Here is a 26113-nt window from a genome sequence, read left to right on the forward strand (position 1 = left end):
TGGTCACTGGTCATCAGTCACTCCATGAAAGGGGGGTCGTGTCCCAGCTCGAACGCGCCGACCGGATCCTCGACACCGCCCAGGACCTCCTGCTGCGGTGGGGATACCGCCGGGTCACGATCGACGAGATCGCCAAGCGCGCCGGGGTCGGCAAGGGCACCGTCTACCTGCACTGGCGCACGCGCGACGAGCTGTTCCTCGCGGTGGGCGCGCGGGAGGCGGTGGCGATGATCGAGGCGGTGGCCGCCGCGATGCGGGCCGACCCCGCCGAGATCGCGCTGCACGCCTACATGCGCAGGTTCTTCCTGGAGGCGATGCGGCGGCCCGTGCTGCGCGCCCTCTTCACCAGGGACACCGACACGCTGGACAGGTTCCTGTCCAGCCCCGCCAGGCAGCCGCTGCAGGGCGCCAAGCTGCTCGCCTCCCGCGAGTACCTCGGTGCGCTCGCCGACCACGGCCTGCTGCGCGAGGACCTTCGTCCTGAGGATCTTGACTACTCGCTGCCCACCATCGCCTTCGGCTTCTTCGCCATCGAGCCACTGCTGCCCAAGGAGCTCGCGCTGGGCCTCGAGGAGAAGGCCGATCAGCTGGCCGACGTGCTGCGCCGGACGTACGGTCCCGCGGCGCCGCCGTCCACGGCGAGGTTCGCCGCCGCGGCGCAGGAAGTCGTGGAGATCTTCGAGCGGCTCGCCCTCGAGTACAGGGCCGTGGCCTACGGAACCACCAAGGGAGGTGACCCCGAGCATGGGTCATGACATCGACGGCCTGCACCACGTGGGACATGTGGTGCGCGACATGGAGCGGGCGCTCGAACGCTACCGGCTCTTGGGCTTCACGCTGCCGCCCGCCGCCTACCCCGCGCTCCCGGGAGCCGCGGGCGCGCCCGCCGAGCCGTTCGGCGCGGGCAACACCCACGCCTACTTCCCTCGAGACTTCGTCGAGCTGGTCACCGTCGTCGACGACGCGAGCGGCGCCGTCCCTGCCGACGCCCACCTCGTCCCGCTGCGGGTTCCGGACGACAAGCTGCCCGCGGTCATGGCCGCCGTGCGCGGCACCGCCGAGAACCTGGCCGCGTGCCTGCGGCGCTTCGAGGGGACGCACATCCTGATGTTTGACTCGCCCGACGTCGAGGGGGCGGCAGGACGGCTGGAGGCGGGCGGTGTCGGGCATGGCGGGGTGCACGCCGTACAGCGCCCGGTCGAGACGGCGGAGGGGACGTGGATGGAACCCGTCCGCTACCTGGAGATCGACGGCGACGACCCTGCGATGCCGCGCGGGCGCGTGCCCGAGGGGAGGGTCGGCCTCGCCGAGAGCCCTTCGGCGGAGCTGGTCGACGCCCAGCGGCGCGTCGACCACCCCAACGGCGCGATCGGCCTTGCCGAGTGCGTGCTGTGCGTCGCGGACGGCGGGCTCGCCGAGGCGGAGCGGCGCTACGAGAACTACCTCGGCCGCCCGGCGAGGGGTGACGCGCTCACGCGGGTGTTCGACCTCGGTGGCGCGAAGGTGGTGCTGGTCGCCGCGTCCGCGCTCGACCGGCTGCTCCCCGGCGAGCGCGCCCCCGCGCTGCCGGCCTTCGTGGCGTACGGCGTGGCGGTGCGCGACCTGTCCGCGACCGAGCGCTTCCTCCGCGGGAGCGGCCTCCCGCTCGTCCGGAGCGCAGGGGGAGACCTCTTCGTGCCCGCCGCGCAGGCGCTCGGCGTCGCGATCGTCTTCCGCCAGGCGAGCCGGCGGTATTGACCACGAACGTGGTCGCCGCCCCAGCGCCACGGCCGCCGAGCTCACCGGGCAGGAGCTGGTCGGGAAAGGGCGGCGGCAGCGGCGGACCCCTCGGGGACCAGCCTATCCAGTCCACCCGCGTGACTTACTGTCTGCGGATCGCCGGGCGGGCTCAGGTGCGCCCACGAAGGACCGAAGCCCGCCGGGCGGGCTCGTGCGCGGCGACGGGGGAGGGGCGTCCGGCGGGTTGGCGTTGACGGGGTGTGACGATCAGTGGTGGTAGGCGTGCACCACGGCGTGGCCCTTGCCCTTGCCGATGAGCCACTTGTTGATCGGTGTCGTCACCACGAAGGCCACCAGGAACGCCACGGCCAGCGCGCCCCAGAACAGCCATGAGGCCAGCCCCGCGTCCATCGCGCCAGGGATGATCAGCATGACCCCGTTGTCGACGATCTCCATCACCAGGATCGAGACGGTGTCGGCGGCCAGCGCCACCTTGAGCGCCTGGCCCCAGCCGAGCCCCGCCTTGCGCACGCCGATCATGGTGAGCAGGTAGCCGAACACGAAGGCCAGCGCGACGGCCAGGGCGATCGTCGGCCCGTTGGACCAGCCGAGCGCGGTGCCGATGACCATGCCGAGCACCTCGCCGATCGCGCACCCCGTGAGGCAGTGCAGCGTCGCGGTCATCGCCATGCGCCACGAGACGCCTTCGGCGGCATGCCCGCCGTGAGCCCCATGACCGGCGGAGTGACCGCCGTGGTCGGCGTGGTCGGCGTGGCTCCCGTGCGCGGCATGCGCTCCGTGGGTCGCGGGTGCGCCCTCCGTCATGCGGTGCGCGCCGTGCGAGCCGCGGTGTCCCGCGTGCTCGTCATGCGCGTGCCCGTGAGCCGTTGGTTCGGACATAACTTGCTCCATCCACCCAAAGCGATCTAATCTCCCCGAAACCTAAACCCCCTACAGGTATCAAGGCAAGCGGGGTCGTTCCGTTACTCCGAAGGCGGTCCACCCCTGGTCGGGGAATCCGGCGGCCTCGGCCACCGCCGCGGACGCCGCGTTCGACGTGGCGTGCATGTACGTCGGCACCGCCCCTTCGTCCAGTACCCGCCTGGCCGCCTGAGCCACCAGCCGCCTGGCCAGACCCTTGCCCCTGGCGGCCTGCGCGGTCACCACCGACAGCTCGTGCCCGTGGACGTCGTGCCGTTTGACGCCCACCCCGGCCAGGTGCTCGCCGGAGGCGGGATCCTCCGCCACCAGCACCTGACCGCCGAACGGCCGCAGCCACTCGGGCACGGAAGCGTCGTCCGCCGCCTTCCACACCCCGGCGTCCGGCAGCGCGGCGGGAGCCGTACTCCATCGGAACGTGGCGGTGAACCACCCCCGCTCGCCGAACCCCACCAAAGCCGGGACCAGCGGCCCGAGCGCCGCCAGCCCCTCGCCGGCCCGCGCGGCCACCTCTTCCCCATACGGCGGCGGCACCGACAGGACGGCTCCGGCAGGGGAGCCGACCCCGATCGCCGGATGGACATTGCCGTCCCAGCCGGGCGTGGAGCGTCGGATGCTGCCGACGACGGAGAGCGGGGCGGAGGGCGGCCAGGCGCCGAGCCAGTCGGCCAGATGCCGGTCAAGTCGTGAGATCACGCCACAGAGTACTACAGGGCATAGTTCCACTGGAGATCTCGACAGCCTGTGAGGATCGGGTTAACGTCCCGGATATGCGGGTGCCTGGCTACACCGAAATAAGGGAGCTCGGCCACGGGGGCGCAGGACGGGTCATGCTGGCCGTGCGCGACACCGACCGATTACCCGTCGCCGTCAAACACCTGTCCGACCCCGACCTGATCGAGCGATTCAGAGCAGAGGCCGTGCTGATCGCCGGGCTGGACAGCCCGCACATCGCCCGCCTCATGGAGTACGTCGAGGACGACGAGGGCGCCGCCATCGTCATGGAGCTGGTCGACGGCGTCACGCTGCGCCACCTGCTCGCCCACGAGGGGGCCACGGGCCCCGAGGCGGCGCTCCTGATCCTGAAGGGCGCGCTGCTCGGCCTGACAGAGGCGCACGCGGCGGGGGTCGTGCACCGCGACTTCAAGCCCGAGAACGTGATGGTCACCGCCGAGGGCCGTAGCCGCCTGGTGGACTTCGGCGTCGCCGCCCATACGGGCGAGGAGGGCCCGCCGGAGGGCACGCCGAGCTACATGGCGCCCGAGCAGTGGCGCGACACTCCCGCGAGCCCCGCCACCGACGTCTACGCCGCCACGGTGGTGTTCTACGAATGCCTCACGGGTCACCGCCCCTTCGACGGCGACGACCCCGCCGTCCTCGCCTTCCAGCACCAGAACCTGCCGCCGCCGCTCGAGGACGTGGACGAAGCGCTCAGGCCGCTGGTCGCGCACGGCATGGCGAAGGATCCCGCCGACAGGCCCGCCTCGGCCGGGCACTTCCTCGCCGAACTCGAGGCCGCGGCCGCCGCGTACGGCGACAACTGGCAGGAGCGCGGCAGGACGGACCTGGCGGTGCTCACGGTGCCGTACAGCGCGCTGTTCCCGCTGTCCACGCCGGTGGCCGGGACCTCCAGCACGCTGGCCCTGACGATTCCGGGTGGCAGGATGACCGTCACCACGGCCGTGACCGTCGCCGCCGTCGCGGCGGTGATCGCCACCTTCACCGTGTGGCGCGAGCCTCCCGCGGAGCCGGTGCGGGCGCAGCGTCCGGCCGCCTCCAGGCCCGCCGCGCTGCCCGTCCCGCCGTCCGTCCCGCCGTCCGTCCCGCCGTCCGTCCCGCCGTCCGTCCCGGCGGCGACGCCCTCGCCAGGCAAGGCGGAGCCGACGCTGGAGCCGACCCTCCTCGTCCCCGTCGGCGAGCCCGACCGCCTGGCCGAACCCGAGCCGGAACCCGGTGTGCCCGAGCGGCCAAGGACTGTGCCGACGACCAGAGGGAGCGCAGCCCCCGAGCCGAGGCCGTCCCCCACGCGCTCCATCGACCCCGAACCCGAACCCGAACCCGACCCCGAGCCCGCGCCGGAACCGGAGCCCGAACCCGAAGCGGCGCCCGAACGCGAGCCGGCCCGGTCCGAGATCACCGAAGCGGCCGACCCCGGCCCTCAAGGCCCCGGCCGCCCCCAAGATCCCGGCCCCGAAGCCCCGGACCCGGGTGATCAAGGACCGGGTGATCAGAGTCCTGGCGACCCAGGCGTGAGCGATCCGGGTCCCGGCGATCCTGGCCCAAGCGATCAGGGGCCCGTGCTCCCAGGCGTGCCGCAGGGCCCGGATCCGTTGATCTCGCTCGAGGTCTCGGCGTCGGTGAACGTCCCCGCGCTCAGCGGCGAGGGTGAGGGCCTGGTCGACGCGGGCCTCGGCATCAGGATCGGCGGGGACCTGCTCGGCGGAGCCGTCCTGCCCGGCGTGCTCCTCCTCGGCCGCGGGCCCACGCTCGTACGGCCCCGCCGCGTGAGGAGGGAGCCGTAGCCTCGGGGCCGAATGTCGCACTTCTCCGCTGATCCTCTACTATCGTCCATCGGACGGAAGGCGGCCCTCGCCCGCCCTCACCCTCGGACGAAGGAGAAGCGTGGCGGTTGCGGCCCCCGGCGACCGGCGGCGCGCCCCGCTCCGCGTGCTGCTCGCGGTGGGACTGGCGGTGAGCCTGCCGATGACCGTCCCGGCCTCGGGCGGTCACGCGGAGCCGAAGCCGACGGCCAAGCAGCTGCGCAAGGAGCTCTCCGCCCTGCAGAAGAACTCCGACAAGCTCATCGCCGAGTACTACTCCAGCCGCCACGAGTTGCAGAAGGTGGAGAAGGCGGAGAAGTCGGCCCGCGAGCGGCTGCGCGTGGCCCAGGCGGACTACGACAGAGAGTCGGCCCAGCTGCGCCTGATGGCCACCGAGCAGTACATCTCGGGCGGGACGGGCGCGATCGGCGTGATGTTCGGCGAGGTCGACCTCAACGGCCTCGCCCTGGTGGAGGCCATGGCCGCCGAGCAGGGCGCCAGACTGCAGGGCTTCACCGACGTGCGCGACAGGCACAAGCGGGCCAGGACCGAGGCCAAGGACCGCGCCGACGAGCTGAGCGACCGCATCGAGGAGCTCGAGAAGCAGAAGAAGGCCGCCGAGAAGGTCATCAGCAAGATCAAGGACCGGATCGACCGGCTCTACCCGACGCCCGGCGTGCGCAGGCCCGACGGCTCGTGGGTGCCGCAGCTGCCGTCGGGTCCCGACAACATCACACCCAGGATGCGGCTGGTGAGGAACCTCATCGCGGAGCGGTTCGGCGTGCCGTACGGGATCGGGTGTTACCGCTCCATCCAGGACGGCGGCGAGCACCCGCTGGGCCGCGCCTGCGACTTCATGCTGAGCAGGGGCGGCGCGATGCCGTCAGCCGCCGAGGTGCGGCGCGGCAACGAGATCTCGGCGTGGGCGATCAAGAACGCCCAGCGGCTGGGGATCATGTACATCATCTACCGGCAGCGGATCTGGCACGCCAGGACGGGCGCCTGGAAGGTGATGTCCAACAGGGGCGGCACCACGGCCAACCACTACGACCACCCCCACATCTCGGTCTACTGACGCTCGAAGGCGCGTCGCTCCCTCCTCGACGGGCAGAGGGGGAGGGAGACGACCATCGCTGAGAGGTGGCTTTCCGCATGATCGACATCGAGAAGGCGCGGGCCGAGACTCCCGGCTGCGCGCACGTGGTCCACCTCAACAACGCCGGCGCGGCGCTGCCCCCTCGCGCCGTCCTCGACGCCGTGAAGGGCCATCTCGACCTCGAGGCGCACATCGGCGGCTACGAGGCGCGCGAGCGGGCGGCGCCGGAGCTGGATCGCTTCTACGACGCGCTCGCCGAGCTGCTCGGCGCGCACCGCGACGAGATCGCCTACGTGGAGAACGCCACCCGCGCATGGGACATGGCCTTCTACAGCGTCCCCTTCAAGCCCGGCGACCGGATCCTGACCACCACCAGCGAGTACGTGAGCAACGGCCTGGCCTACCTCCAGATGGCCCGCTCGCGGGGCGTGAGCGTCGAGGTGGTGCCCGACGACGCCGACGGCACGATCTCGCTGGAGGCGCTGGAGGCCGAGCTGCGCAAGGGCGGCGTGAGGCTGGTCGCCATCAACCACGTGCCCACCCACAACGGCCTGGTCAACCCGGCCGCCGAGGTGGGCAGGCTGTGCAGGCAGGCGGGGGTGCTCTACCTGCTCGACGCCTGTCAGTCGGTCGGTCAGCTGCGCCTGGACGTCACCGAACTCGGCTGCGACATGCTGTCGGGCACCGGCCGCAAGTTCCTGCGCGGCCCGCGCGGCACTGGCTTCCTCTACGTACGGCGCAGCCTGCTCGCCGAGCTCGACCCGCCCTTCATCGACCTGCACGCCGCGAGCTGGCTGACGCCCTCCACCTTCGAGATCCGTCCCGACGCCCGCAGGTTCGAGAACTGGGAGCGCTACTTCGCCGGGCAGATCGGCCTGGGCGTCGCCGTCGACTACGCGCTCGCGCTCGGCATCGACGCCATCGAGGCCCGCGTCCGCGACCTGGGCTCGGACCTGCGCGCCCGCCTGTCGGAGCGGCCGGATGTGACCGTGCACGACAGGGGCGCCCGCCGCTCGGGCATCGTCACCTTCACCGTGGCGGGCCAGGACAGCGAGGAGCTCGCCAACCGCCTGCGCGAGCGGCGCGTCAACGTCAGCGCGACAGATCCGGACCAGCGCTTCGACAGCGTGGCTCCGGAGTCGGCGGTGCGCGCCTCCGTGCACTACTACAACACCGAGGACGACCTGGCCCGCCTGATCGAGGCCCTCTGACGCCGCCCGAGGTGGCAGGCGGGTCTAAGGCGTGTCTGATAAATGATCTCGGTGGTGCGGGTTAGATGAGAACCCACATAGCGGCCGTACGCGGCCGCCTCACGATCAGTCGAGAGGCTCACCCGCAGCATTCCTCGGCAGGATCGAAATGAACCTCATTCCCGCACGTCCGACGAATCATCCCGCCCGCTGGACGACCTCAGGTGGCGGCACTGTGCACGCCGGGCGATTTCGTTGATCGTGATCACTACGGCGACCAGGACGAGCGCGACGACCAGTCCCTGCGCCGGCGAGTCCTGGAATGCGGTGCCGGCGAAGTAGCCCAGGCACGTACCCGAGATACCCCACATCAGTGCGCCGATCGCGTCGAAGAGCGCGAAGGCACGCCACGGGTAGGCGGTCACTCCGGCGGTCAGTGTGGTGATCGACCGTAGGCCAGGAAGGAATCGGCCGATGATGACGATGACGCCACCGCGACGATCGAGGAGTTCGGACAGCCATCTGGCAACGGTGTGGCGTTTTGTGCCGGGCCGCAGGCGGCGTAGCGCAGGCGGCCCGAGGCGCCGCCCGATCAGGTAGCAGATGTGATCGCCGACGGAGGCGCCGAAGGCTGCGACCAGGGCCACCAGCACGACGTTAGGACGGCCGGCGGCAGCGAACGCTCCAGACAGGAGCAGGATGCCCTCGCTGGGCAGGAGGGGCAAGACGCCGTCCAGTACCGCGCACAGGAACAACACCAGGTAGAGCCAGGGCGAGCCCATCAGGCTGCCGGCCAGGTCGAGCACGGCGTCAGTCAATTTCCCTCCCATAATGATACTAGTCTCAATTGAGACTAGTATCATTATGGGAACAGTGGGACACCAGACGAGCAGTTCGATCAGTCAGGAGCAGCACATGCCAGAGCAACTGTCACCATGGGACGGTCGCGTCACGCCGACGCCGTTCGAGGAGTACTCCAAGAAGTACGAGGAGTTCTTCGTGATGACTCGCCGGGACGGGATCATCGAGTTGCGGATGCACACCGACGGCGGGCCGTTCAGGCACAGCTGGGTCGGCCACAATGCCTGGCATCAGGCGTGGGCCGAGGTCGGCAACGACCCGGAGAACGAGGTCCTGATCATCACCGGGACCGGTGAACGGTGGCACACCGGCGATCCGGCCGAGCTGTGGCACACCCCATTCCCGCAGTGGAGCACCGACAGCCAGCTCAAGATGTACGGCGACATGGTCAAGCTGCTGGAGAACTTCGTGTCCGCCATAGACATCCCCACCATCGCCGCGGTCAACGGACCGGGCACGCACTGCGAGTTCGCCACGGCCTGCGACATCACCCTCTGCGCGGAGGACGCCGACTTCTTCGACCCGCATTTCCTGGGCGGCGGGGTACCAGGAGACGGGATGGGGCTGACCCTGCAACACACGATCGGCACCAAGCGCGCGTCGTACTACATGTACACCGGCGAACCGATCGACGGGCCAACCGCGCTCCGGCTCGGCCTGGTCAATGAGGTACTGCCACGCGAGCGCCTGCTGCCGAGGGCCTGGGAGATCGCTGAGATGATGATGGCGCGACCACGCGCCTCACGGCTGCTCACCCATGCGATCGCCAGCAGGCCGTGGAAGCGCGCGTTCGTCGACGACCTCGGTTTCCACACCGCCCACCAGCTATGGGGGATGGCCATCGGCGAGGCAGGGCAACTCGACAAGCTACGACAGATGACCGAACGGTTCCGCGGCCCGCAGGCGGGCGAATCCAGCCGGGAGTGAACGATGGCGAGACGACGGTCGGCCGACGACACCAGCCCGGTGTCGCTACGGGAACGCAAGAAAGCCAGGGCCCAGGCCTCGATCCAACGCGAAGCCATGCGCCTGTTCGCCGAGAACGGCTACGAGACCACCACGATCGACGAGATCGCCGAAGCCGCCGAAGTCTCACGGGCGACGTTCTTTCGCTACTTCCCCACCAAAGCCGACCTCGTCTTGCATGACATCGCCGACTTGATGGTGATCGACGCGCTCCCCCAGCATCTCGAAGAAACGAGCCTGGTCGGTGCGTTGCGCAACGCCATCACCTCGCTCATCGACACCGCCACAGCTGAACAACACACGCTCAACCGGCAACGCGAAGAACTGCTGCGCAGCGTCCCCGACCTGCGTGCCCGAGTCCCCGGCCAGATCGCCGCCGCGCTGCCGCTGCTCACCGAAGCCCTCGCCCTGCGCCTCAACCGCTCCACCGACGACATCCATCTCCTCACCGTCTCAGGAGCTGCCATCGGAGTCGCCATCGCCGCCTGGAACGCCGCCGCGAACGACCTTTCCGAAGGTTTCACCCAACGCCACAGGCAACTACTCGACGATGCGCTGGCTCACCTCGAATCCGGCCTGTCGCTCCGCGGCACCGAAGGTTGAACCGCCCCATGGCGGCCCTGGCGCCCTGCGCTTCACTTACCGGGGTTGCTCACTCCGCCAACGGCCATCTCAGCTCCGCCGAGTATGAGCGCCGACAGGCGTGCAAGCACACCCAGGAAGGCGACTACGCTCCCACCAGGTCAGGCGGCCGCCGGGCCTACGCGCCACGAGGGCGGTTCGGCGCCGGCCTTCGGGCATCGGCAGGGACGTCCCGACCTCGGCGGCCAGCGCACCGGCCAGGTATCCGGCAACGCCCAGGAAGTAGTGGTAGCCGTTGCCGGAGGTGAACGCGCCGGCCGCGAGCCAGCCGATCGCCCCGCCACCAGCCCGCCATCTGCTTGCTCTGGACAGGTAGGCGGAGAGAATCGGCCTGGTACTGCAGGTGAGGGTGACGTCATATTCAGCGGCGAAACGGGCGACCCGCCTCCCTGACACCGGCCGAAACCCGTTCAGCAACACCAGGATGGGTACGACCAGCGCCTGCTCAGCAAGGCCCAGCGGCTGAACTGACCCCGGCTACCTGACCCGGCCGCGCGGCTTCAGCCTCGCCGTCGGGAGGGCGGGGGCGCGCAGCGGGTCGCCGTCGAAGCCGGTGACCGTGCCGAACAGGGCGCCCTCGGTCCACTCCTTGCGGAAGGCCTCGATCTCCTCGTGCGAGCGGCCCACGAAGTTCCACCACATCACGATCTGCTCCTCGAAGGGCGCGCCGCCGATCAGCAGCACCCGCCCCCGCCCCGACACGGGCAGCGAGGAGCGGCCCTGACCGAGGTAGAGCAGCGGGCCCACGGGCAGCGCGCCGCCGTCGACGGCCGGTGATCCGTCCAGTGTCAGCACGGCGTGCTCGAAACCCGGCTCCAGCGGCAGCTCGGCCACGCCGTCGACCACCACCTCCGCGCCCACCAGCGGCGTGTACACGGTGGCGGGCGAGCTGACCCCGCCGAAGGAGCCCATCACGACCCGCGCCTCGTAGGAGGGGCCGCGCGCCACCGGCAGGTCGGCGTGGTGCTCGAAGCCGGGCGCCACCTGCCTGGCCTGCTCGGGAAGCGCCACCCACAGCTGCACGCCGTGCAGCTCCGTCTCGGGTGACTCCTCGGAGTGGGAGATGCCCCGCCCTGCCGTCATCAGGTTGAGCTGGCCGGGGCGTACCTGCTGGAGGCTGCCGACGCTGTCGCGGTGGAGCACCTCGCCCGACAGCAGCCAGGTGACGGTCTGCAGCCCGGTGTGCGGGTGCGGCGGCACGCTCATCGTGGCCGTCTCGGGCCCGTAGTGGTCGACGAAGCACCACGCGCCCACCATGCGCCTGCCCACCGCGGGCAGCGTGCGGGTCACGGTCATCGCGCGCGGCCCGCCGAGGGCCACCTGGTGGCCGCTCACCAGCTCGCGCGCAGGCTCGCCCGCCTCGCACACCAGCTCCTGCGGGTCCTGCTCCACGTTGCTCACGCTACGACTGTACGGCCTGCCACCAGGCGTCCACGGACTGGAGGGAGGCGGTGTCGACCAGCTCGCCTGGACGCGGCACCGCGATCTTGACGTCGCGCGCCTTGGCCTCCCGCCACAGCCTGTCGACCGGCTCCGACCACGGATGCAGCGCCAGCGTGAACGTCGCCCAGTGCACGGGGAGCAGCAGCGACCCGCCCAGCTGGACGTGCGCGTTCACCGCCTCCTCCGGGTTCATGTGGATGTCGGGCCAGGCCGCGTTGTAGGCGCCGATCGGCATCAGCGTCAGGTCGAAGGGCCCGTGGTCGGCGCCGATCTTGGCGTAGCCCTCGAAGTAGCCCGAGTCTCCGGCGTAGAACACCCGCCGGTGCGCGCCCGCGACGACCCACGAGCCCCACAGCGTGTCGTTGCGCCTGAGCGAGCGTCCGGAGAAGTGCCGGGCGGCCGTCGCGACGAACCGCAGGCCCGCGACCGTGGTCTCCTCCTCCCAGTCGAGCTCGACGATCCGGTACAGCGGCACGCCCCAGCGCTCCAGATGCGCGCCGATGCCGAGCGGGACCAGGAAGGGCGCCCTGGAGATGCGGGTGAGCCTGCGCACGGTGGCCAGGTCGAGGTGGTCGTAGTGGTCGTGGGAGATCACGATTGCGTCGACGGCGGGCACCTCGTCGAGCGGGACGGGCAGCGGGTGCAGGCGCCTCGGGCCGACGAAACGGGTGGGCGAGACCCTGTCGCTCCACACCGGGTCGAACAGCACCCGCCTGCCCTCGATCTCGACCAAGGTGGAGGCGTGGCCGTACCAGACGGCGTTCAGCCCCGTGGCCGCGGGCAGGCCGGCGGCGGGCCTGCGCAGCGGGATCGGCCCCGGCGGGCGGCGCGACTCCCTGTCCTTGGCCAGCTCCCTCAGCAGCCCCGGCGAGGGGACGGCGAGACTGGTCGGCTCGGGCATCGGGTTGTGGAAGACGCCGTCCTTGAACTGCGGCGAGCTGCGGATCCTGCTCGCGCGCTCCTCGCCCGAGGTCAGGGGGCGCACGCCGAGCTCGGCTCGCACATCGCGCAGCGCCCATCCGGCCGCGGCCAGGGCCGCGCCGCCCACGAGAGCCCGCCGTACCGTCCGCATACCTGCCATCGCTCACACTCCAGAAATCAGTCTCTCTCCGGACAACTGCTTCCGGAGGCCCACATGTTCCTGGCTACAACGATATATCGCGATATGTTTGGGTGAGCGATCGGGGTGATCGTCCGGGACAGCCTACGCGTCGATCACGGGGAACCCCCGCTTGGACCACAGCGCTCTCGAGGCCGCCTCGGGGTCGCGGACGTCCGAGGGCTCGACGTCGAACACGTGGGTCGAGGCCGCGACCGGCTCGTAGGCGGGCCAGCCGGGATCGCCCGTCTTGGCGAAGCGCGTCCACGCGGCGCGGAACTGCCTCGACACCGCCTCGGCCTCGGGCGCGCCCCTGATGATCCACCCGGCCAGCGCGCCGTTCACGGTGCCGAAGGTCAGCGGGACGTCGAGGGCGTGACAGGCACCCAGCTCGGTCGGCGCCCAGGTCAGCTCGTAGGCGTAGGTCGCGCCCGCGTGCGCGTCGGCCAGCAGCGCGCTCGGCATCCTGAACAGCCAGTCCGACAGCACCACGTTGTACAGCTCGACGGCTCCAGCGTCAGGATGCGCGGTGCGGTAGACGACGTCGGCGTCGGGCAGCGCGAACTCCTTCAGCACCTCGGCCAGGTCGTGCTCGGTCGCGGGCGGGGCCATGGCGGCGAACATCCTGAACTCGTCGCGGTTGTAGCCCACCACGAGCTCGATGTCGCTGCCCGCGCCGTCGGCGAAGGCCTCCCACGGCGTCTCCGGCAGCACCTCGCCGTCCACCACCGGCGAGAACGGCAGCGCCACGCCCTTGCTGCGCGCGACGAAGCGCCGCGCGGCGGCCAGCAGTTCCTCCGGCGAGCAGTCGTGCGCCGACCTGCCCTCGAGCAGGTCGCGGCTCACCTTGCGCGCGTAGGCGGTGCTGAAGAAGGTGCCAGGCACGCTCTGCGCGATCGCCCGCCCGAACAGGCCTCGAGCCATGGGCATCGACATCAGCGCCGCCACCGAGCCGGCCCCCGCGGACTCGCCGAAGACGGTGACCCTTCCGGGGTCGCCGCCGAAGCCCGCGATGTTGTCCTGCACCCAGCGCAGCGCCGCCACCTGGTCGAGGAAGCCCCTGTTGGCGGGCGCTCCCTCCACGTGACCGAACCCCTGCAGCCCGACGCGGTAGTTGAACGTGACGACCACCACGCCCTCGGCGGCCAGCAGCGAGCCGTCGTACTCGGGCATGTCGGCCGAGCCCGCCTGGTAGGCGCCCCCGTAGATCCACACCATCACCGGCAGGCCCGAGCCGCCCTCGTCGGGTGTCCACACGTTGACCGTGAGGCACTCGAGGCCCTCGGCCGCGCTCCACTCGGGCACCCCCGGGGCGATCGAGACCTGGGCGGGCCTCGGGCCGAACGCCGTCGCCTCGCGCACGCCGTCCCACGGCCGCGCGGGAACGGGCGCGGCCAGCCAGTGCTCGCCGTACGGGGCCTGGGCGAACGGGATGCCCCTGAAGACGGACAGGCCGCCCTCCCTGGATCCCTGTACCCTTCCTGCGGTTGTGCGCACCATGACAGCCAGTCTGATCACCGGTGGGAGCGGCCGGAAGCCCCGCTTCCACTGGCCGGAAACGGCCACGGGTTGGGCAGGCAGCGCTCCAGCGACTTCGACTGCTGCACCATGACGGGGGCCGGCATCCCCCGTCCAGGGCAGCCGACGTGGTGGTGACCGAGCCCGTGCCCCACCTCGTGGTTGACCAGATAGTGGCGGTAGCCCTCCAGATCGCCCCGATACTGGGCGACGCCCCTGGCCCAGCGCCGGGCGTTGATGACCGACCTGCGGCCGTTCCAGCACGACAGCTCGCCTGCCGTGCGCAGCGGCCAGCACTCGCGGTCGGTGGTGAAGGGGCTGGTCAGGGCGACGCTGAGCCGGACGGGGCCGTGGTCGACACGCAGGAACCTGCCCCAGCCGCGCGGATCGTTCAGCGTGGCGTGCACGTCGGCGGCGAACTCCTCGCCGCCGAAGGGCAGGCCCTTCTCCACCTCGACGAGGTAGCGCACCAGGGGACCGCCTCCCCTCCTCGGCGCCGCCCTGCCCTCGACCACGGCGTAGCGGCCGCTGCCCCTTCTCGGCACCTTCACGTACGGCACCGGCGCGCTCCCGTGCGGCGGCTGCGCCCTCGTCGGGCCGAAGGAGACGGCAGAGCCGCTCGCGGGAGCGGGGACCGGCGGCGCCGCAGCACAGCCGGTCAGCAGGACGGCCACGGCCCCCAGCGCCACAACGCGCACGTCGTCCCCCAGATGATCGTTTCATCGGGGGAGTCTGATCATACGGCGAAGGGCGCCAGGTCCAGAGCAGGCTTCTCGCCGAGGGCAAGACCGGCCGCCAGCAGCCCGGCGAAGGGCCCCGCGGTCAGCCCGTACGCGCCCAGCCCCGTCACCGCGACCACCCTGTCGCTCACCCTCGCGATGAGCGGCCTGCCGGTGGCCATGACGGGGCGCAGCCCCACCCTGGTCTCGGTGAGCGTCGCCCCGGCCAGGCCAGGCGCGACGGCGAGCCCCGCGGCCACGACCTCGTTGAGCCCCGCCACGGTGATCCTCGGGTCGAACCCCACCTCCTCCACCGTCGCCCCCACGACCACCCGTCCTCCTGGGAAGCCCAGCAGGTAGGGCCCGCGCCTGGGCAGCACGATGGGCCAGGCCGAGCTGTCGGCTCCCTCCAGCGTGGCGTGCACGATCTGGCCCCTGCGCGGGAAGACGGGCAGATCGACTCCGAGCGGCCCGCACACCTGACCCGTCCACGCGCCGGCCGCGACGATCACGGCGTCGGCTTCCAGCCGGGCTCCTCCGGAGACGGTCACCTCGCCGTTGCCGGTGAGGGACGCGGCTCCCTCGTGAACCGTGGCGCCCCGCCGTACCGCCGACCGGAGCAGGCCGTCGCGCACCACGCGGCCGTCGACGCGGGCCGCGCCCGGCACGAGCAGAGCCGACAGCTTCGGGTCCAGCGGCGGGAACAGCTCCGTGGGCCGCCCGACCTCGCGCACCTCGCCCATCTCCGGAGCCTCGGCGTACCTGGCGGCCAGCAGCGCCCGCACGGGCTCGAGCTCGGCGGGGTCCTCGGCCACCAGCAGCGCGCCCACTCCGGCGTGCCCCACGCTCTCGGGAAGGACGGCGTAGTGACGGGCGCCTTCGAGGGCCAGCCGGTACCAGGCGTCGTCGTCCTCGTGGTCGACCCACGGGCAGACGATGCCCGCGCCGGCCGCCGTCGCCTCACCGGCCCGCCCGCCGTCGACGACCGTTACCTCGGCGCCCCTGAGGGTCAGGTGGTAGGCGGCGCCCGCCCCGACAATTCCGCTCCCGATCACGGTGATCCTCATGTACCCGATGATCTCAGACGGTTAGGTTGGGCAAGAGGGCTCGACGGGGAGGTGGCACAGGTGGCAGTCGTACTCATCGGCACGCTCGACACGAAGGGCCGCGAATACGCGTGGCTGCGGGAGCGGCTGACCGAGCTCGGCCGCGAGGTGATCGTCGTCGACGCGGGCGTCGGCCAGGAGAGCACCGGCCCGGTCAGCGACTTCGGGGCGCCCGCCAGCGCCTCGCCCGAGGACGTCTCCAACGTGCGCGTCGCCGCCGCGGGGGGCGCGGAGCTCGCTTCCCTGCGGGCGGCGGGCGACAGGGGAGCGGCTGTCACGGTCATGGGCGAGGGCGCGGCGAAGGTGCTGGCCGAGTTGCACGCCGAAGGACGGGTGGACGGGGTCCTCGCGGTCGGAGGGAGCGGCGGGTCCTCGATCGCCGCGCGGGCGGTGCGTGACCTGCCGATCGGGCTGCCCAAGCTGATCGTCTCCACGATGGGCTCGGGGGACGTCTCGCCGTACGTGGGGGCGAAGGATGTCACGATCATGTACAGCGTCGTCGACATCGCGGGGATCAACCGCGTCTCCCGCCTCATCCTGGGCAACGCGGTCGCGGCGATCGCGGGCATGGCCGCCGCCTGGTCCGCCTCATCGCCGGTCGCCGTTCCTCCGGGCTGGTCCTCCACGGCCGCCTCCACGGCGGCGGCCTCGACGGCTGAAGTCTCGGCCGCGACGGCCTCGTCAGCGGGCATCTCGCCGGAGGGCGAGGAGCGCCCGCTGGTAGCGGCGTCGATGTTCGGGGTCACCACTCCCGCCGTCGACGCCGCCCGCGAACGCCTCTCCGAACTCGGCTACGAGGTGCTCGTCTTCCACGCCACCGGCTCGGGCGGCCAGGCCCTCGAGGGCCTGGCCGCCAGCGGGCTGCTGGCGGGCGTGCTCGACCTCACCACCACCGAACTGGCCGACGACCTGGTCGGCGGCGTCCTGTCGGCAGGGCCCGACAGGCTCACCGCGGCAGGACGGCACGGCGTGCCCCAGGTCGTCGCGCCCGGCGCGCTCGACATGGTGAACTTCGGGCCGCTCTCGACCGTGCCCGAGCGCTTCGCCGACAGGAACCTCCACGTCCACAACCCCACCGTCACGCTCATGCGCACCACCCCCGCCGAGATGGCCGAACTCGGCCGCCGCGTCGCCGCCAAGCTCGCCGCGGCGACCGGGCCCACCGCGCTGTTCGTGCCGCTCGGCGGCGTCTCCGCGCTCGACGCGCCCGGCCTGCCCTTCCACGACCCCAAGGCCGACGACGCCTGCTTCGAGGCGCTCGGCGACCTCCCCGGCACGACCCGGCTCGACCTGCACATCAACGACCCGGAGTTCGGCCGCGCGATGGCCGACCGGCTGCACGACCTGATCAGGGGTGAGGGATGAACCGCCAGACCGTACTCGAACGGCTCCGCCGTACCGTCTCCGAGGGCAGGCCCGTCATCGGCGCGGGCGCGGGCACGGGCCTGTCGGCCAAGTGCGCCGAGGCCGGAGGCGTCGATCTCATCATCATCTACAACTCCGGGCGCTACCGGATGGCGGGGCGCGGCTCCCTTGCGGGGCTGCTGCCGTACGGCGACGCCAACCAGATCGTCGTCGAGATGGCGAGCGAGGTCCTGCCCGTCGTGCGCGACACCCCCGTCCTGGCGGGGGTGTGCGGCACCGACCCCTTCAGGGTGATGCCGCGCTTCCTCGACACACTGAAGGACATGGGCTTCGCCGGCGTGCAGAACTTCCCCACCGTCGGCCTGTACGACGGGGTCTTCAGGCAGAACCTCGAGGAGACCGGCATGGGCTTCGACCTCGAGATCGAGATGGTACGGCTCGCGCACGAGCGTGACCTGGTCACCGCCCCCTACGTCTTCACCGCCGGCCAGGCCCGTGAGATGGCCGCGGCGGGGGCCGACGTCCTGGTGCCGCACGTCGGCCTCACCACCAAGGGCTCGATCGGCGCGGGCACCGCCCTCTCGCTGGACCAGGCGGTCGCCGCCGTCCAGGAGATGCGCGACGCCGCCGCCGAGATCAGGCCGGACATCCTCGTGCTGTGCCACGGCGGACCGATCGCCGAGCCGTCCGACGCCGCCTACGTCCTGTCGCGCACCAAGGGGGTGGTCGGCTTCTTTGGCGCCTCCTCCGTCGAGCGGCTGCCCACCGAGCTCGCCATCACCGCGCAGGTGGCCGCCTTCAAGAATCTGGAGATCTAGATGCTCGTGAGCCCCTCCCAGGTCCCCACGATGACCTTCGACTGGGGGTCGATCAAGTGGTTCGTCACGCCGTCCGCCATCCCCGGCGCGGGCAGCACGCTCGGCGAGGTGATCGTCAATCCGGGACGCGGCCACGCCCGCCACAACCACCCGAACGCCGAGGAGATCATCTACGTGATCTCGGGCGAGGCGACGCAGATGGTCGGCGACGGCGAGCCGTTCCCCATCAGGGAGGGGGACACGGTGCACATTCCGGCCGGGGCCTTCCACTCCACGTTCAACTCCACGTGGCGGCCGTTGCGCCTGATCGTGACGTACACGCCCGGCGGGGAGGAGAAGGCGCTGGAGGGCGCTCCTGACTACTGCCTGCATGAGGCAGGCGCCGTCGCGGAGTGGCGCCAGGCCTGAACCGGCGTTTGTCGAGGAGGCGCGGCCGACCCGGCCGCGCCTCCCGCGGCCTCGCTCGGGATCAGCCGTCGGCGGCCCACCCGTGCGTGCGCATGAGCGTCTTGGCCACCACCGCGAACCTGTCGCGGTGCAGCACGGCGCCCTCCCTGCGGATGTCGCCCTCGTCCAGCGCGAAGACCCGGTCGAGGCGCAGGTACGACACCCGCCCGTCGCCGCCCCACGAGCCGACCTCCAGCCATTCGGGCCCGTCGTCGCCCCTGCTGGAGAGCATCATCGCCAAGAGCCTGCGTCCGTGCCGCCCCACGACCAGCAGCGGGCGGTCCTTGCCCCTGTCCGGGTCCTCCTCGTACGGCACCCAGGCCCACACGATCTCTCCAGGGTCGGCCATGCCGTCCAGGTCGGGAGAGTAGGCGAGGGCCGCGGCCCGGTCCACCGAGTAGATCTCTTTGACCGCGCCGCGCAGGGGGCGGGGGTCATCCTGGTGATCTCGCACACTCGGAGCCTAGACCACTCCGGGTTCGCCACCCCGTGCGCGGGCGCCAGGCAGGGGACTTGTAGCATCAGCCGTCCGTCAGCGACCCCGGAGGCCGCATGTTGTTCCGTCCCACGACCGAGGCAGACCTCGATCGCGTCACCGCCTTCGCGGTCGACGAGCCCATTAGCTGGATCCCCGCCGACCGCTACCTGGCCGAGTTGGCCGAGGGGATGTACCGGCCCGAGTGGACGTGGATAGCCGAGGCCGGCGACCGGGTCGTGGGCCGCGCTCTCTGGTGGGGCCAGTCCGACAGTGAGCACCCGATCGCGCTCGACTGCCTGCACCTCGACCCGTCGGCCGGCGACCGCGTGACCGTCGCGGCCGGGCTGCTCGAAGCTGGACACGCCGCCTTCTCGCGGCAGGGCGCGCCCAAGCCGCCGCTCTACAACCTCACCCTTCCCAACGGATGGCGTGACGATGCCGCCGTGGCGTCCGCGGTCGCCTGGCGCAAGCAGGCCGCTCGTGCGGCGGGGCTCACGGACGAGGTCGAGCGCCTGAGGCTGGAGTGGACGCCCGAGATCGGCGTCCCCGAGACCAAGGGGCGCCTCCGGTTCGCCGAGGCGTCGGACGAGGAGTTCCTCGAGGTCTTCCGGCTGATCGCGGTCGGCAGCCTGGACGCGGAGACGCGCAGGAACGTCGCCGCGATGGGGGCCGTCGAGGCGGCGCGGGAGGAGATGGAGTTCTACCTCGAGCGTCCGGGCAAGCGTTCGTGGTGGCGCATCGCCTACACGCGGGACGGGGCCGTGGCGGGCCTGGCGATTCCCTCGGCCACGCCGTACAACGTTAATGTCGGATATCTCGGAGTTGTGCCCGAAATGAGGGGACAGGGGTACGTCGACGACGTGCTGGCTGAGATCACCCGGATCCACGCGGAGAACGGCGCCGAGCTGATCACGGCCACCACCGACACGACCAACGCGCCGATGGCGGCGGCGTTCGCCCGGGCGGGCTACCGTAACTCCGAGATCCGTCTGCTCTTCTCGGCCCCCGCCGACTGACCAGGCTGTGGCCGGTCCGGGTGGGCACCGCATACCCTAGTCAAAGTTGAATAGACGGTAGAGCGGGGGAGTGCGCGGATGTCGGCGATTCGGTTGCTGGTCCTGGGCGCGGTGCGGCGTCACGGGAGGGCGCACGGCTATCAGGTGCGCAACGACCTGGAGTTCTGGGGCGCCGACGAGTGGTCGAACACCAAGCCGGGCTCGATCTACCACGCGCTGAAGCAGATGGCCAAACAGGGGCTGCTGCACGCCTACGAGAGCGCCCCCAGCACGGCGGGCGGTCCGCCGCGAACCGAGTACGAGGTCACGGAGCTGGGCACCGCCGAGTACTTCTCGCTGCTGCGCGAGGCCCTCACCTCGCGCGACAAGACGGACCTGCTCGCGGCCGGGATCGGCTTCATCGTGGACCTGTCCCGCGAGGAGGCCGTCACGCTGCTGAAGCAGCGGATCAAAGGCATCGAGGGGTGGCGGGAGAGCGTCACCGAGTACTACAAGCCGGAGGAAGGGCCCGAGCAGCTGGGCCATATCGGCGAGATCATGCACATGTGGGTCCACTCCGCGGATGTCGGCGCGGAATGGACGCGCGGGCTGATCGAGCGGATCGAGGCAGGGGCCTACATCTTCGCCGGCGAGGACGGCGACCCCTTCGAGGGCGTGCTCGCCGAGGAGCACGAGAACCCGCAGGAGGCCTGCGGCCCGCACGGGGACGCGCCCGTCTGACCATCATGGCGCCGGATCGGTAGACCCGCTTCGGCGCCACGACGGTCATTGAAACGCGGCGGCTGGGCCCCGCTTGGGCGGCTGGGCCCCGCTTGGGCGGTTGGGCCCCGCTTGGGTAGGTCCGCTTCGGCGGTTGGGCCCCGCTTCCGCGGTTAGGCCCCGGTTCGGGCGGTTGGGCCCCGCTTCCGCGGCACTCGGTCCCGCTTCCGCGGCACCCGACCCAGCCTCCTTCCGCGGCTGGGTGCCGCCTCAGTGGCTCCGCCCGCTTTCAGTGACTGGGTTCGCTTCAGCGGCCGGGTTCGCTTCAGTGACTGGGTTCGCTTCAGCGGCTGAGGCCGCGGAAGCGGGCCGCAGCCATGGGGAAGGCGATCGCCAGCACCGCGAGGGGCCACGCCACGGCCAGCAGGTGGGCGTGCTCGGCGGCCCAGGAGGAGCCGCCCACCCCCGGGTTGCCGAACAGCTCGCGTACCGCGGTGGCGGTGGCCGACATCGGATTCCATTCGGCGATCACGCCCAGCACACTCGGCATGGATTCGGGAGAGGCGAAGACGGCGGAGCTGAAGGAGACCGGCCAGACGAGGATCTGCACGGCCATGACCAGCTCGGGCCTACCGGCGATCAGCCCGAGCCAGATGCCGCACCACAGCATCGAGAAGCGCAGCAGGAGCAGCAACCCGACCGCGGCCAGCGCCGCCGCGAGCGAGCCGTGCCAGCGCCAGCCGATCGCGAGCCCCGCACCGACCATGATCAGCAGGCTGACCACCGACTCCAGCATGTCCGCGACGCTGCGGCCGACCAGGACCGCCGAAGGCGCCATCGGCATGGACCTGAAGCGGTCGACGACGCCCGTGTTGAGATCCTGGGTGAGCGCGGTCATCGTGCCTTCGAGGCCGAAGGCCATGGTGAGCACGAGCATGCCGGGGACCAGGAACTCCTTGTAGTCGCCGCCACCCGCGACCCGCATGCCGCCGCCGAAGAAGAAGGCGAACATCACCAGCATCATCACAGGGAAGGTGAGGCCGATCGCCAGCTGCCAGGGCCTGCGCGCCCAGTGGGCCAGCTCGCGCCGTGTCATGTTCCAGGAGTCGGCCAGCCACCAGCCGACGTCCGATCCGCTGGAGCGCGCAGGCGCCGTGAGCGTCGTCATACGGATTCCTCCTCGCGCACGCCGCTCGGGCGGCCGCTGCCGTCGCCGGTCAACCGCATGAACACCTCGTCGAGCGTGGGACGCCGCACGGCGAGGTCCTCGGCCTCGATACCGGCGTCATGCAACGCCCGCACCAGGTGATTCAGCGCGCTCATACGGTCGGCGACCGGCGCGCTGATCCTGCGGGTGTCCTCGTCGACGTCCACCGCGCCGCCGGAGACCCGGGCGAGTACGGCGGCGGCGGCCTGCAGCTGACCGGCGGCGCGCACGACCACGTCGATGCGATCGCCGCCCACCTTCGCCTTGAGCTCGTCGGCGGTGCCGTCGGCGATCACCCGGCCATGGTCGATCAGGGAGATCCGGTCGGCGAGCTGGTCGGCCTCCTCCAGGTACTGGGTGGTCAGCAGCACGGTGGTGCCGCCGCCGACCAGCGAGCGCACCGCGTTCCACACCTCGCTGCGGCCGCGTGGGTCGAGGCCCGCGGTCGGCTCGTCGAGGAAGAGGACCTGCGGATCGATGATGAACGAGGCCGCGAGGTCGAGACGGCGGCGCATGCCCCCGCTGTAGGCCCTGACGGGCCGGCGGCCCGTCTCGGTGAGGCCGAAGCGCTCGAGTAGTTCGTCGGCGCGCGCGGCCGCGCGGCGGGCGCCCAGGTGATAGAGCCTGCCGAACAGGTCGAGGTTCTGCCGGCCCGAGAGATCCTCGTCCAGCGCCGCGTGCTGCCCGAGCAGCCCGATCCGCCTGCGGACCTCCTCGGGGTGGCGGCGCACGTCGATCCCCGCGACCTCCGCCCTACCCGCCTCTATCCGCAGGAGGGTGGTCAGCGTGCGCACGAACGTGGTCTTGCCTGCGCCGTTGGGGCCGAGCACCCCGTGGACCGTGCCACTCGACACCGTCATGTTCAGTCCGTCCAGGGCCTTCTTCTCGCGGTAGGACTTTTCGAGACCCTCCGCGACGATCGCCAGCTCATGACCAGCCACACATCCTCCCGGACTCAGTGGTCAAATTTGACTACCGGAGTTCAGAGTAGCCCCGTCTTCCGCGACTGGTCAAACTTGATTAGCTGACGTATGTGAGAGGGGCGGGTTCTTCCCGGCGGGCCAGATCGCGCCATGGAACCCTCCCGCAGGGACGCCTCTGGGACTGCAGAGATGCCTTGCGGGTGGGGACGGCGAGGATCCTCTGGCATTCCGGCACCCGGCCCGGCCTCATGGTGTCCGCAGCGGGATTCCGGTTGCCCGAGCCGTCCTGCTGGGAGGCGATGGTCCTCCAATGGCCGTACTCGGGCCCCCGGGCTGCCCGGTGTGGGCGTCTTTGCCCGGGATCCAGGACGTCCGGTTGAGGGGTGTGTCGCGCGGTGGGGGAGGGACGACACCTTCTGGCGTTCCGGCATGCGGAGCTCCCGTCTGATGGCTTCCCTCGGTGGGATTCCGGTCCGCCGAGCGGTTCTGCGGGGATCTCCGGTCTCCCGATGGGCGTTCTGCCGGGTCCCCGGACTCCTGGTGGGCGTCTTGTCGGGGATCGCGGTTTCCTGGCCGGTGGGCGCGGCGCGGTGGGGGAGGGGCCTCGAGCTTCGGAAGTTCTCCCGCATCTCGGGCTCCCACGGGGCTTCCTACGGTGGGATCTCGGCCCCCGAAGGGCCCGTCCTGCCAGGGCGCCCGGTGTGGGCGGGCGTCCTGCCGGGCTTCCGGTGTCCCGGCGTGGGTGTCCTGCCGGGCTTCCGGTGTCCGATGAGGCGTTCTGCCGGAACTCCCGGACTCCCGGTGGGGGCGTCCTGCGGCGGAGGTGGTGTTCCGGCATCCCGCGTTCCACGCCGCGGGGCCTGCGGTCAGCCGGGTTCGACGTGGCGGCGGAGGTTGGCGAGGTGGACGCGCCAGCCGGCGCGGTGGTCGGCGGCGAGGGAGGGGCCGTCTGGCAGGCGCTCCCAGCCGGTCTCCCTGATGCGGACCTCAGTGCCCACCTCGAGCGGCGTGAGCGTGATCTCGACGTCGGTCGAGGCCTCCTGACCTTCGTCGGCCCACGTGAACGCCAGCAGCTTCGGCGCCGCCGCATGCGTCACCTCGCCGCGCGTCACCACGGGCGTGCCGTGCTCGTCGGTCCAGCGTTCCTCGAGAGAGCCGCCCGCGACCGGTTCCAGGTAGAGGTAGTGCCACCATTCGCCGCGATCGTCGTGGTCGGCGAAGGCCCGCCACACGCGCTCGGCGGAGGCGGCGACGACCGCGGTCTCGTCAACGCTCATTGGCGGGTCTCCCGGTGAGCAGGCGCCGCAGCGCGGTGGGCGTGTGGCCGAGGTGACGGCGGACCGTACGGGTGAGGTGGGCCTGATCGGCGAAGCCGAGCTCGACGGCGAGCGCGGCGAGACTCGTCTCACCGTCCTCCAGCCGGTCGAGCGCGCGCCCGACCCGCACCCTGTTGCGGTAGTGGGTGAGGCTGACGCCCATCTCTCGGGAGAAGGCCCTGCTCAGTTGGTACGGCGAGGCGCCCAGCAGCTCGGCGAGCGGGACGAGCCCCTCGGCGGCCGGATGCCCTGCGGCGATCGCCTCACGCGCGGCCGTGACCAGCCGCTCGGCCCGCGCGACCGTGACGAGGCGGGCCTTGGACCCTGTCGTGGCGCTGCCGTCCGAGTGGTCGGAGGATGACTGCCCGAGGACCGCGGACAGGAGCGAGAGGAGGCGTTCGGCGAGCGCGAACTGCTGGTCGCCACTCCGGGCGGCGGTGAGGAGGGCGCGATGAGCCAGCTCGACGCGGGCGTCGACGTAGACGGTGGGACGGAGCTTCCGGCGTCCCTCGCCGGTGAGCGATCGCCACAGCGCGGGGGAGAGGCTGAGGGAGGTGCACACGTCGCCCCCCGCCGGGTGCGCGAACCGCTCCTCCTCGCCGGGGATCCCCAGGTAGGCCGTCGTCGGATCGACCAGGGAGGCGACCTCGTCCGTCTTCCGCCTGAACCTGCCCGTGCGGACGAGCACCAGCCTGTAGTCGTCGCCGACCTCGGGCGGCGACCATCGCCGGTGGTCGTCGACGCACGTCACGGCGTCGACGGTGAAGCCGGGCCCGGTGCCCAGACGACGAGCTGAACGCATGTGGCGAACGTTACGTGGCGGCACCGACATTTCCGCGGGGCCGCCGCCTGCCGTCGCGGCTGGCCGCTTCCCCCCACTTCGCCGGTTTCGTCCAGATCGGCAGGCGGCCACAGGGGACAACTGAGTAAGGTCACCTGCTGACGTTCGCATCCCTACGCTGCGGAGGCAGGATGACGCGGTTCGATCGGTGGAGGCGGTCTCCCGCGTTCTGGCGCGTGCTGACCCTCGTCCTGGCAGCACTCCCACAGCTCATCAACACCGAATACCCCTTCGCCGGCGTGCCTCAGGCCGACCACAGCGAGGAGAGCACTCTGGTGGGAGCGGCGACGGTGGCGGTCGGCGCCGCGTCGCCGCTGTCTCACCGGCTGCTCGAGTACGTCCTGGACTCGGGCCTGGTCCTATTGGTGGCTGCCATCGTGCTCGTGCTGCCTCGCGAGCACCTCCGGCGCGTCACCCCGTGCGCGGCTGGAGCCCTGGCGCTGTTCGGGCTGATCGTCGGGTACGTCGCGATGTCGGCGCTGGAGAGCAGCAACCTGTCGGTGGGATACCTGCTGCTCCTGTCGCCGTTCTATCTGCTGGCCGCGGTCACCCTCGTCGTCGGCGAGCGACGGGCCACCTCCCAGAGGGCGGCAGGCGAAGGCGCGCCAGGCGAGCGGCCGTAGCACCTCAACGAGAGGGACTCACGCAGGCTTGACGATCTCGTCGAGGTTGTCGGCGTAGTAGGCGAGGGCGCGAGCGTATCCTCCGGCCTGCTCGCCCTCGGCCAGCACGTGCAGCAGTGTGCTCACCGCCTCGCGGTGCCGTCCTGCGTTGTGCAGCGCCATCGCCCTGAACGCCCGCATCGCCGGATCTCCTGGGAACTCGGCCAGCCCGCGCTCCAGGACCGCGAGCGCGTCGTCATACCTGCCGATGACCCGCAACGTGCTGCCGAATCCGGTGAACAGGCCGATCCTGTCGTCGGCGCCGAGCTCCAACGCTCTCTCGTAGTACGGCACCGCCTCGTGCTCCAGCCCGAGCCGGTCATGCACGTAGGCCGCTTCCCTTGCCACCTCGCCGTCGTCGGGATGCTGCGCGGCGAGCGCCACCAGCACCTCGCGCGCTTCCTCATGCCGGTCTTCCTGGCGCAATGCCGCCGCTCGCGCCAGTTCCTCATCTTTCACCGCCGCAGTGTGGCACGAATCGCCGAACCCGGCACACAGGGGTG

27 protein-coding genes are annotated in these 26113 nt (G+C 71.3%); 13 read left to right on the forward strand and 14 right to left on the reverse strand.

Annotated elements, in window-relative coordinates; genetic code table 11:
- Nucleotides 1-38 precede the first annotated feature (38 nt).
- Both ABFX55_RS03100 and ABFX55_RS03105 read left to right on the forward strand, forming a co-directional pair.
- Nucleotides 39-755: a TetR/AcrR family transcriptional regulator gene (locus ABFX55_RS03100; RefSeq protein ID WP_346117394.1), complete on the forward strand. Its 717-nt coding sequence runs from the start codon at nucleotides 39-41 to the stop codon at nucleotides 753-755.
- A complete protein-coding gene (locus ABFX55_RS03105; RefSeq protein ID WP_346117396.1) occupies nucleotides 745-1737 on the forward strand; it encodes a VOC family protein in 993 nt (330 codons plus the stop codon). Before ABFX55_RS03100 ends, ABFX55_RS03105 begins: the two co-directional genes overlap by 11 nt.
- A 249-nt stretch (nucleotides 1738-1986) precedes the next feature.
- Here ABFX55_RS03105 and ABFX55_RS03110 read toward each other — a convergent pair whose 3' ends face one another.
- Nucleotides 1987-2619 carry a DUF4396 domain-containing protein gene (locus ABFX55_RS03110; protein WP_346117398.1) on the reverse strand — a complete coding sequence of 211 codons (633 nt, stop codon included), beginning with the start codon at nucleotides 2617-2619 and terminating at the stop codon, nucleotides 1987-1989.
- Nucleotides 2620-2679: 60 nt separating this feature from the next.
- A complete protein-coding gene (locus tag ABFX55_RS03115) occupies nucleotides 2680-3354 on the reverse strand; it encodes a GNAT family N-acetyltransferase (RefSeq protein ID WP_346117400.1) in 675 nt (224 codons plus the stop codon).
- Between the two features lie 74 nt (nucleotides 3355-3428).
- Here ABFX55_RS03115 and ABFX55_RS03120 point away from each other — a divergent pair, with 74 nt between their 5' ends.
- The 3 genes from ABFX55_RS03120 to ABFX55_RS03130 all read left to right on the forward strand — a co-directional run bounded on the left by ABFX55_RS03120 (nucleotide 3429) and on the right by ABFX55_RS03130 (nucleotide 7505).
- A complete protein-coding gene (locus tag ABFX55_RS03120) occupies nucleotides 3429-5180 on the forward strand; it encodes a serine/threonine-protein kinase (RefSeq protein ID WP_346117402.1) in 1752 nt (583 codons plus the stop codon).
- A gap of 100 nt (nucleotides 5181-5280) precedes the next feature.
- Nucleotides 5281-6273: a coiled-coil domain-containing protein gene (locus tag ABFX55_RS03125; RefSeq protein ID WP_346117404.1), complete on the forward strand. Its 993-nt coding sequence runs from the start codon at nucleotides 5281-5283 to the stop codon at nucleotides 6271-6273.
- Nucleotides 6274-6350: 77 nt separating this feature from the next.
- On the forward strand, nucleotides 6351-7505 hold the full coding sequence (locus tag ABFX55_RS03130) for an aminotransferase class V-fold PLP-dependent enzyme (RefSeq protein ID WP_346117406.1): 1155 nt from the start codon (nucleotides 6351-6353) through the stop codon (nucleotides 7503-7505).
- 155 nt (nucleotides 7506-7660) lie between these two features.
- On the opposite strand, the gene ABFX55_RS03135 is transcribed toward ABFX55_RS03130, so the two are convergent.
- Nucleotides 7661-8290 (reverse strand): DedA family protein, encoded by a 630-nt coding sequence (locus ABFX55_RS03135; protein WP_346117407.1) that lies wholly within the window; start codon nucleotides 8288-8290, stop codon nucleotides 7661-7663.
- A gap of 109 nt (nucleotides 8291-8399) precedes the next feature.
- Here ABFX55_RS03135 and ABFX55_RS03140 point away from each other — a divergent pair, with 109 nt between their 5' ends.
- Nucleotides 8400-9272, forward strand: coding sequence for an enoyl-CoA hydratase/isomerase family protein (locus tag ABFX55_RS03140; protein WP_346117409.1), 873 nt, complete (start codon nucleotides 8400-8402; stop codon nucleotides 9270-9272).
- Nucleotides 9273-9275: 3 nt separating this feature from the next.
- Nucleotides 9276-9914 carry a TetR family transcriptional regulator gene (locus ABFX55_RS03145; RefSeq protein ID WP_346117410.1) on the forward strand — a complete coding sequence of 213 codons (639 nt, stop codon included), beginning with the start codon at nucleotides 9276-9278 and terminating at the stop codon, nucleotides 9912-9914.
- Nucleotides 9915-10430: 516 nt separating this feature from the next.
- On the opposite strand, the gene ABFX55_RS03150 is transcribed toward ABFX55_RS03145, so the two are convergent.
- From ABFX55_RS03150 to ABFX55_RS03170, 5 genes are all read right to left on the reverse strand, one after another.
- Nucleotides 10431-11354 carry a pirin family protein gene (locus ABFX55_RS03150; RefSeq protein ID WP_346117412.1) on the reverse strand — a complete coding sequence of 308 codons (924 nt, stop codon included), beginning with the start codon at nucleotides 11352-11354 and terminating at the stop codon, nucleotides 10431-10433.
- Between the two features lies 1 nt (nucleotide 11355).
- On the reverse strand, nucleotides 11356-12477 hold the full coding sequence (locus tag ABFX55_RS03155) for an MBL fold metallo-hydrolase (protein ID WP_346117414.1): 1122 nt from the start codon (nucleotides 12475-12477) through the stop codon (nucleotides 11356-11358).
- Nucleotides 12478-12600: 123 nt separating this feature from the next.
- Nucleotides 12601-13995 (reverse strand): carboxylesterase/lipase family protein, encoded by a 1395-nt coding sequence (locus ABFX55_RS03160; protein WP_346117416.1) that lies wholly within the window; start codon nucleotides 13993-13995, stop codon nucleotides 12601-12603.
- Between the two features lie 14 nt (nucleotides 13996-14009).
- A complete protein-coding gene (locus ABFX55_RS03165) occupies nucleotides 14010-14711 on the reverse strand; it encodes a DUF3152 domain-containing protein (protein WP_346117418.1) in 702 nt (233 codons plus the stop codon).
- Between the two features lie 38 nt (nucleotides 14712-14749).
- Nucleotides 14750-15799 (reverse strand): NAD(P)/FAD-dependent oxidoreductase, encoded by a 1050-nt coding sequence (locus ABFX55_RS03170; RefSeq protein WP_346117420.1) that lies wholly within the window; start codon nucleotides 15797-15799, stop codon nucleotides 14750-14752.
- A 60-nt stretch (nucleotides 15800-15859) separates the two neighbouring features.
- On the opposite strand from ABFX55_RS03170, the gene ABFX55_RS03175 reads away from it, so the two are divergent.
- Genes ABFX55_RS03175 through ABFX55_RS03185 form a run of 3 tightly spaced genes read left to right on the forward strand, consistent with a single transcriptional unit; the run spans nucleotide 15860 to nucleotide 18429 of the window.
- Complete coding sequence (locus ABFX55_RS03175) at nucleotides 15860-17203, forward strand: Tm-1-like ATP-binding domain-containing protein (RefSeq protein WP_346117422.1); 1344 nt, start codon at nucleotides 15860-15862, stop codon at nucleotides 17201-17203.
- Nucleotides 17200-18021 carry a phosphoenolpyruvate hydrolase family protein gene (locus ABFX55_RS03180; protein ID WP_346117424.1) on the forward strand — a complete coding sequence of 274 codons (822 nt, stop codon included), beginning with the start codon at nucleotides 17200-17202 and terminating at the stop codon, nucleotides 18019-18021. The genes ABFX55_RS03175 and ABFX55_RS03180 overlap by 4 nt, the downstream gene beginning before the upstream one ends.
- Entirely contained in the window at nucleotides 18022-18429 is a 408-nt protein-coding gene (locus ABFX55_RS03185) for a cupin domain-containing protein (protein ID WP_346117425.1), read from the forward strand.
- A gap of 61 nt (nucleotides 18430-18490) precedes the next feature.
- Here ABFX55_RS03185 and ABFX55_RS03190 read toward each other — a convergent pair whose 3' ends face one another.
- Nucleotides 18491-18922, reverse strand: a complete 432-nt coding sequence (locus tag ABFX55_RS03190) for a type II toxin-antitoxin system PemK/MazF family toxin (RefSeq protein ID WP_346117427.1) — start codon at nucleotides 18920-18922, stop codon at nucleotides 18491-18493.
- Nucleotides 18923-19020: 98 nt separating this feature from the next.
- On the opposite strand from ABFX55_RS03190, the gene ABFX55_RS03195 reads away from it, so the two are divergent.
- Both ABFX55_RS03195 and ABFX55_RS03200 read left to right on the forward strand, forming a co-directional pair.
- A complete protein-coding gene (locus tag ABFX55_RS03195) occupies nucleotides 19021-19962 on the forward strand; it encodes a GNAT family N-acetyltransferase (protein WP_346117429.1) in 942 nt (313 codons plus the stop codon).
- Nucleotides 19963-20040: 78 nt separating this feature from the next.
- Complete coding sequence (locus ABFX55_RS03200) at nucleotides 20041-20682, forward strand: PadR family transcriptional regulator (protein ID WP_346117431.1); 642 nt, start codon at nucleotides 20041-20043, stop codon at nucleotides 20680-20682.
- A gap of 322 nt (nucleotides 20683-21004) precedes the next feature.
- Here ABFX55_RS03200 and ABFX55_RS03205 read toward each other — a convergent pair whose 3' ends face one another.
- From ABFX55_RS03205 to ABFX55_RS03220, 4 genes are all read right to left on the reverse strand, one after another.
- Nucleotides 21005-21829, reverse strand: coding sequence for an ABC transporter permease (locus tag ABFX55_RS03205; RefSeq protein WP_346117432.1), 825 nt, complete (start codon nucleotides 21827-21829; stop codon nucleotides 21005-21007).
- Entirely contained in the window at nucleotides 21826-22809 is a 984-nt protein-coding gene (locus ABFX55_RS03210; RefSeq protein WP_346117434.1) for an ATP-binding cassette domain-containing protein, read from the reverse strand. The genes ABFX55_RS03205 and ABFX55_RS03210 overlap by 4 nt, the downstream gene beginning before the upstream one ends.
- Before the next feature lie 848 nt (nucleotides 22810-23657).
- On the reverse strand, nucleotides 23658-24068 hold the full coding sequence (locus tag ABFX55_RS03215; RefSeq protein ID WP_346117436.1) for an SRPBCC family protein: 411 nt from the start codon (nucleotides 24066-24068) through the stop codon (nucleotides 23658-23660).
- Nucleotides 24058-24909 (reverse strand): helix-turn-helix domain-containing protein, encoded by an 852-nt coding sequence (locus ABFX55_RS03220; RefSeq protein WP_346117438.1) that lies wholly within the window; start codon nucleotides 24907-24909, stop codon nucleotides 24058-24060. The genes ABFX55_RS03215 and ABFX55_RS03220 overlap by 11 nt, the downstream gene beginning before the upstream one ends.
- A 170-nt stretch (nucleotides 24910-25079) precedes the next feature.
- Here ABFX55_RS03220 and ABFX55_RS03225 point away from each other — a divergent pair, with 170 nt between their 5' ends.
- Entirely contained in the window at nucleotides 25080-25571 is a 492-nt protein-coding gene (locus ABFX55_RS03225; RefSeq protein WP_346117440.1) for a hypothetical protein, read from the forward strand.
- An 18-nt stretch (nucleotides 25572-25589) separates the two neighbouring features.
- Here the strand turns inward: ABFX55_RS03225 and ABFX55_RS03230 are convergent, their stop codons facing one another.
- Entirely contained in the window at nucleotides 25590-26069 is a 480-nt protein-coding gene (locus ABFX55_RS03230) for a tetratricopeptide repeat protein (protein WP_346117442.1), read from the reverse strand.
- Nucleotides 26070-26113 lie beyond the last annotated feature (44 nt).

Source organism: Nonomuraea roseola, from assembly GCF_039535395.1.
Lineage (GTDB): Bacteria > Actinomycetota > Actinomycetes > Streptosporangiales > Streptosporangiaceae > Nonomuraea > Nonomuraea roseola.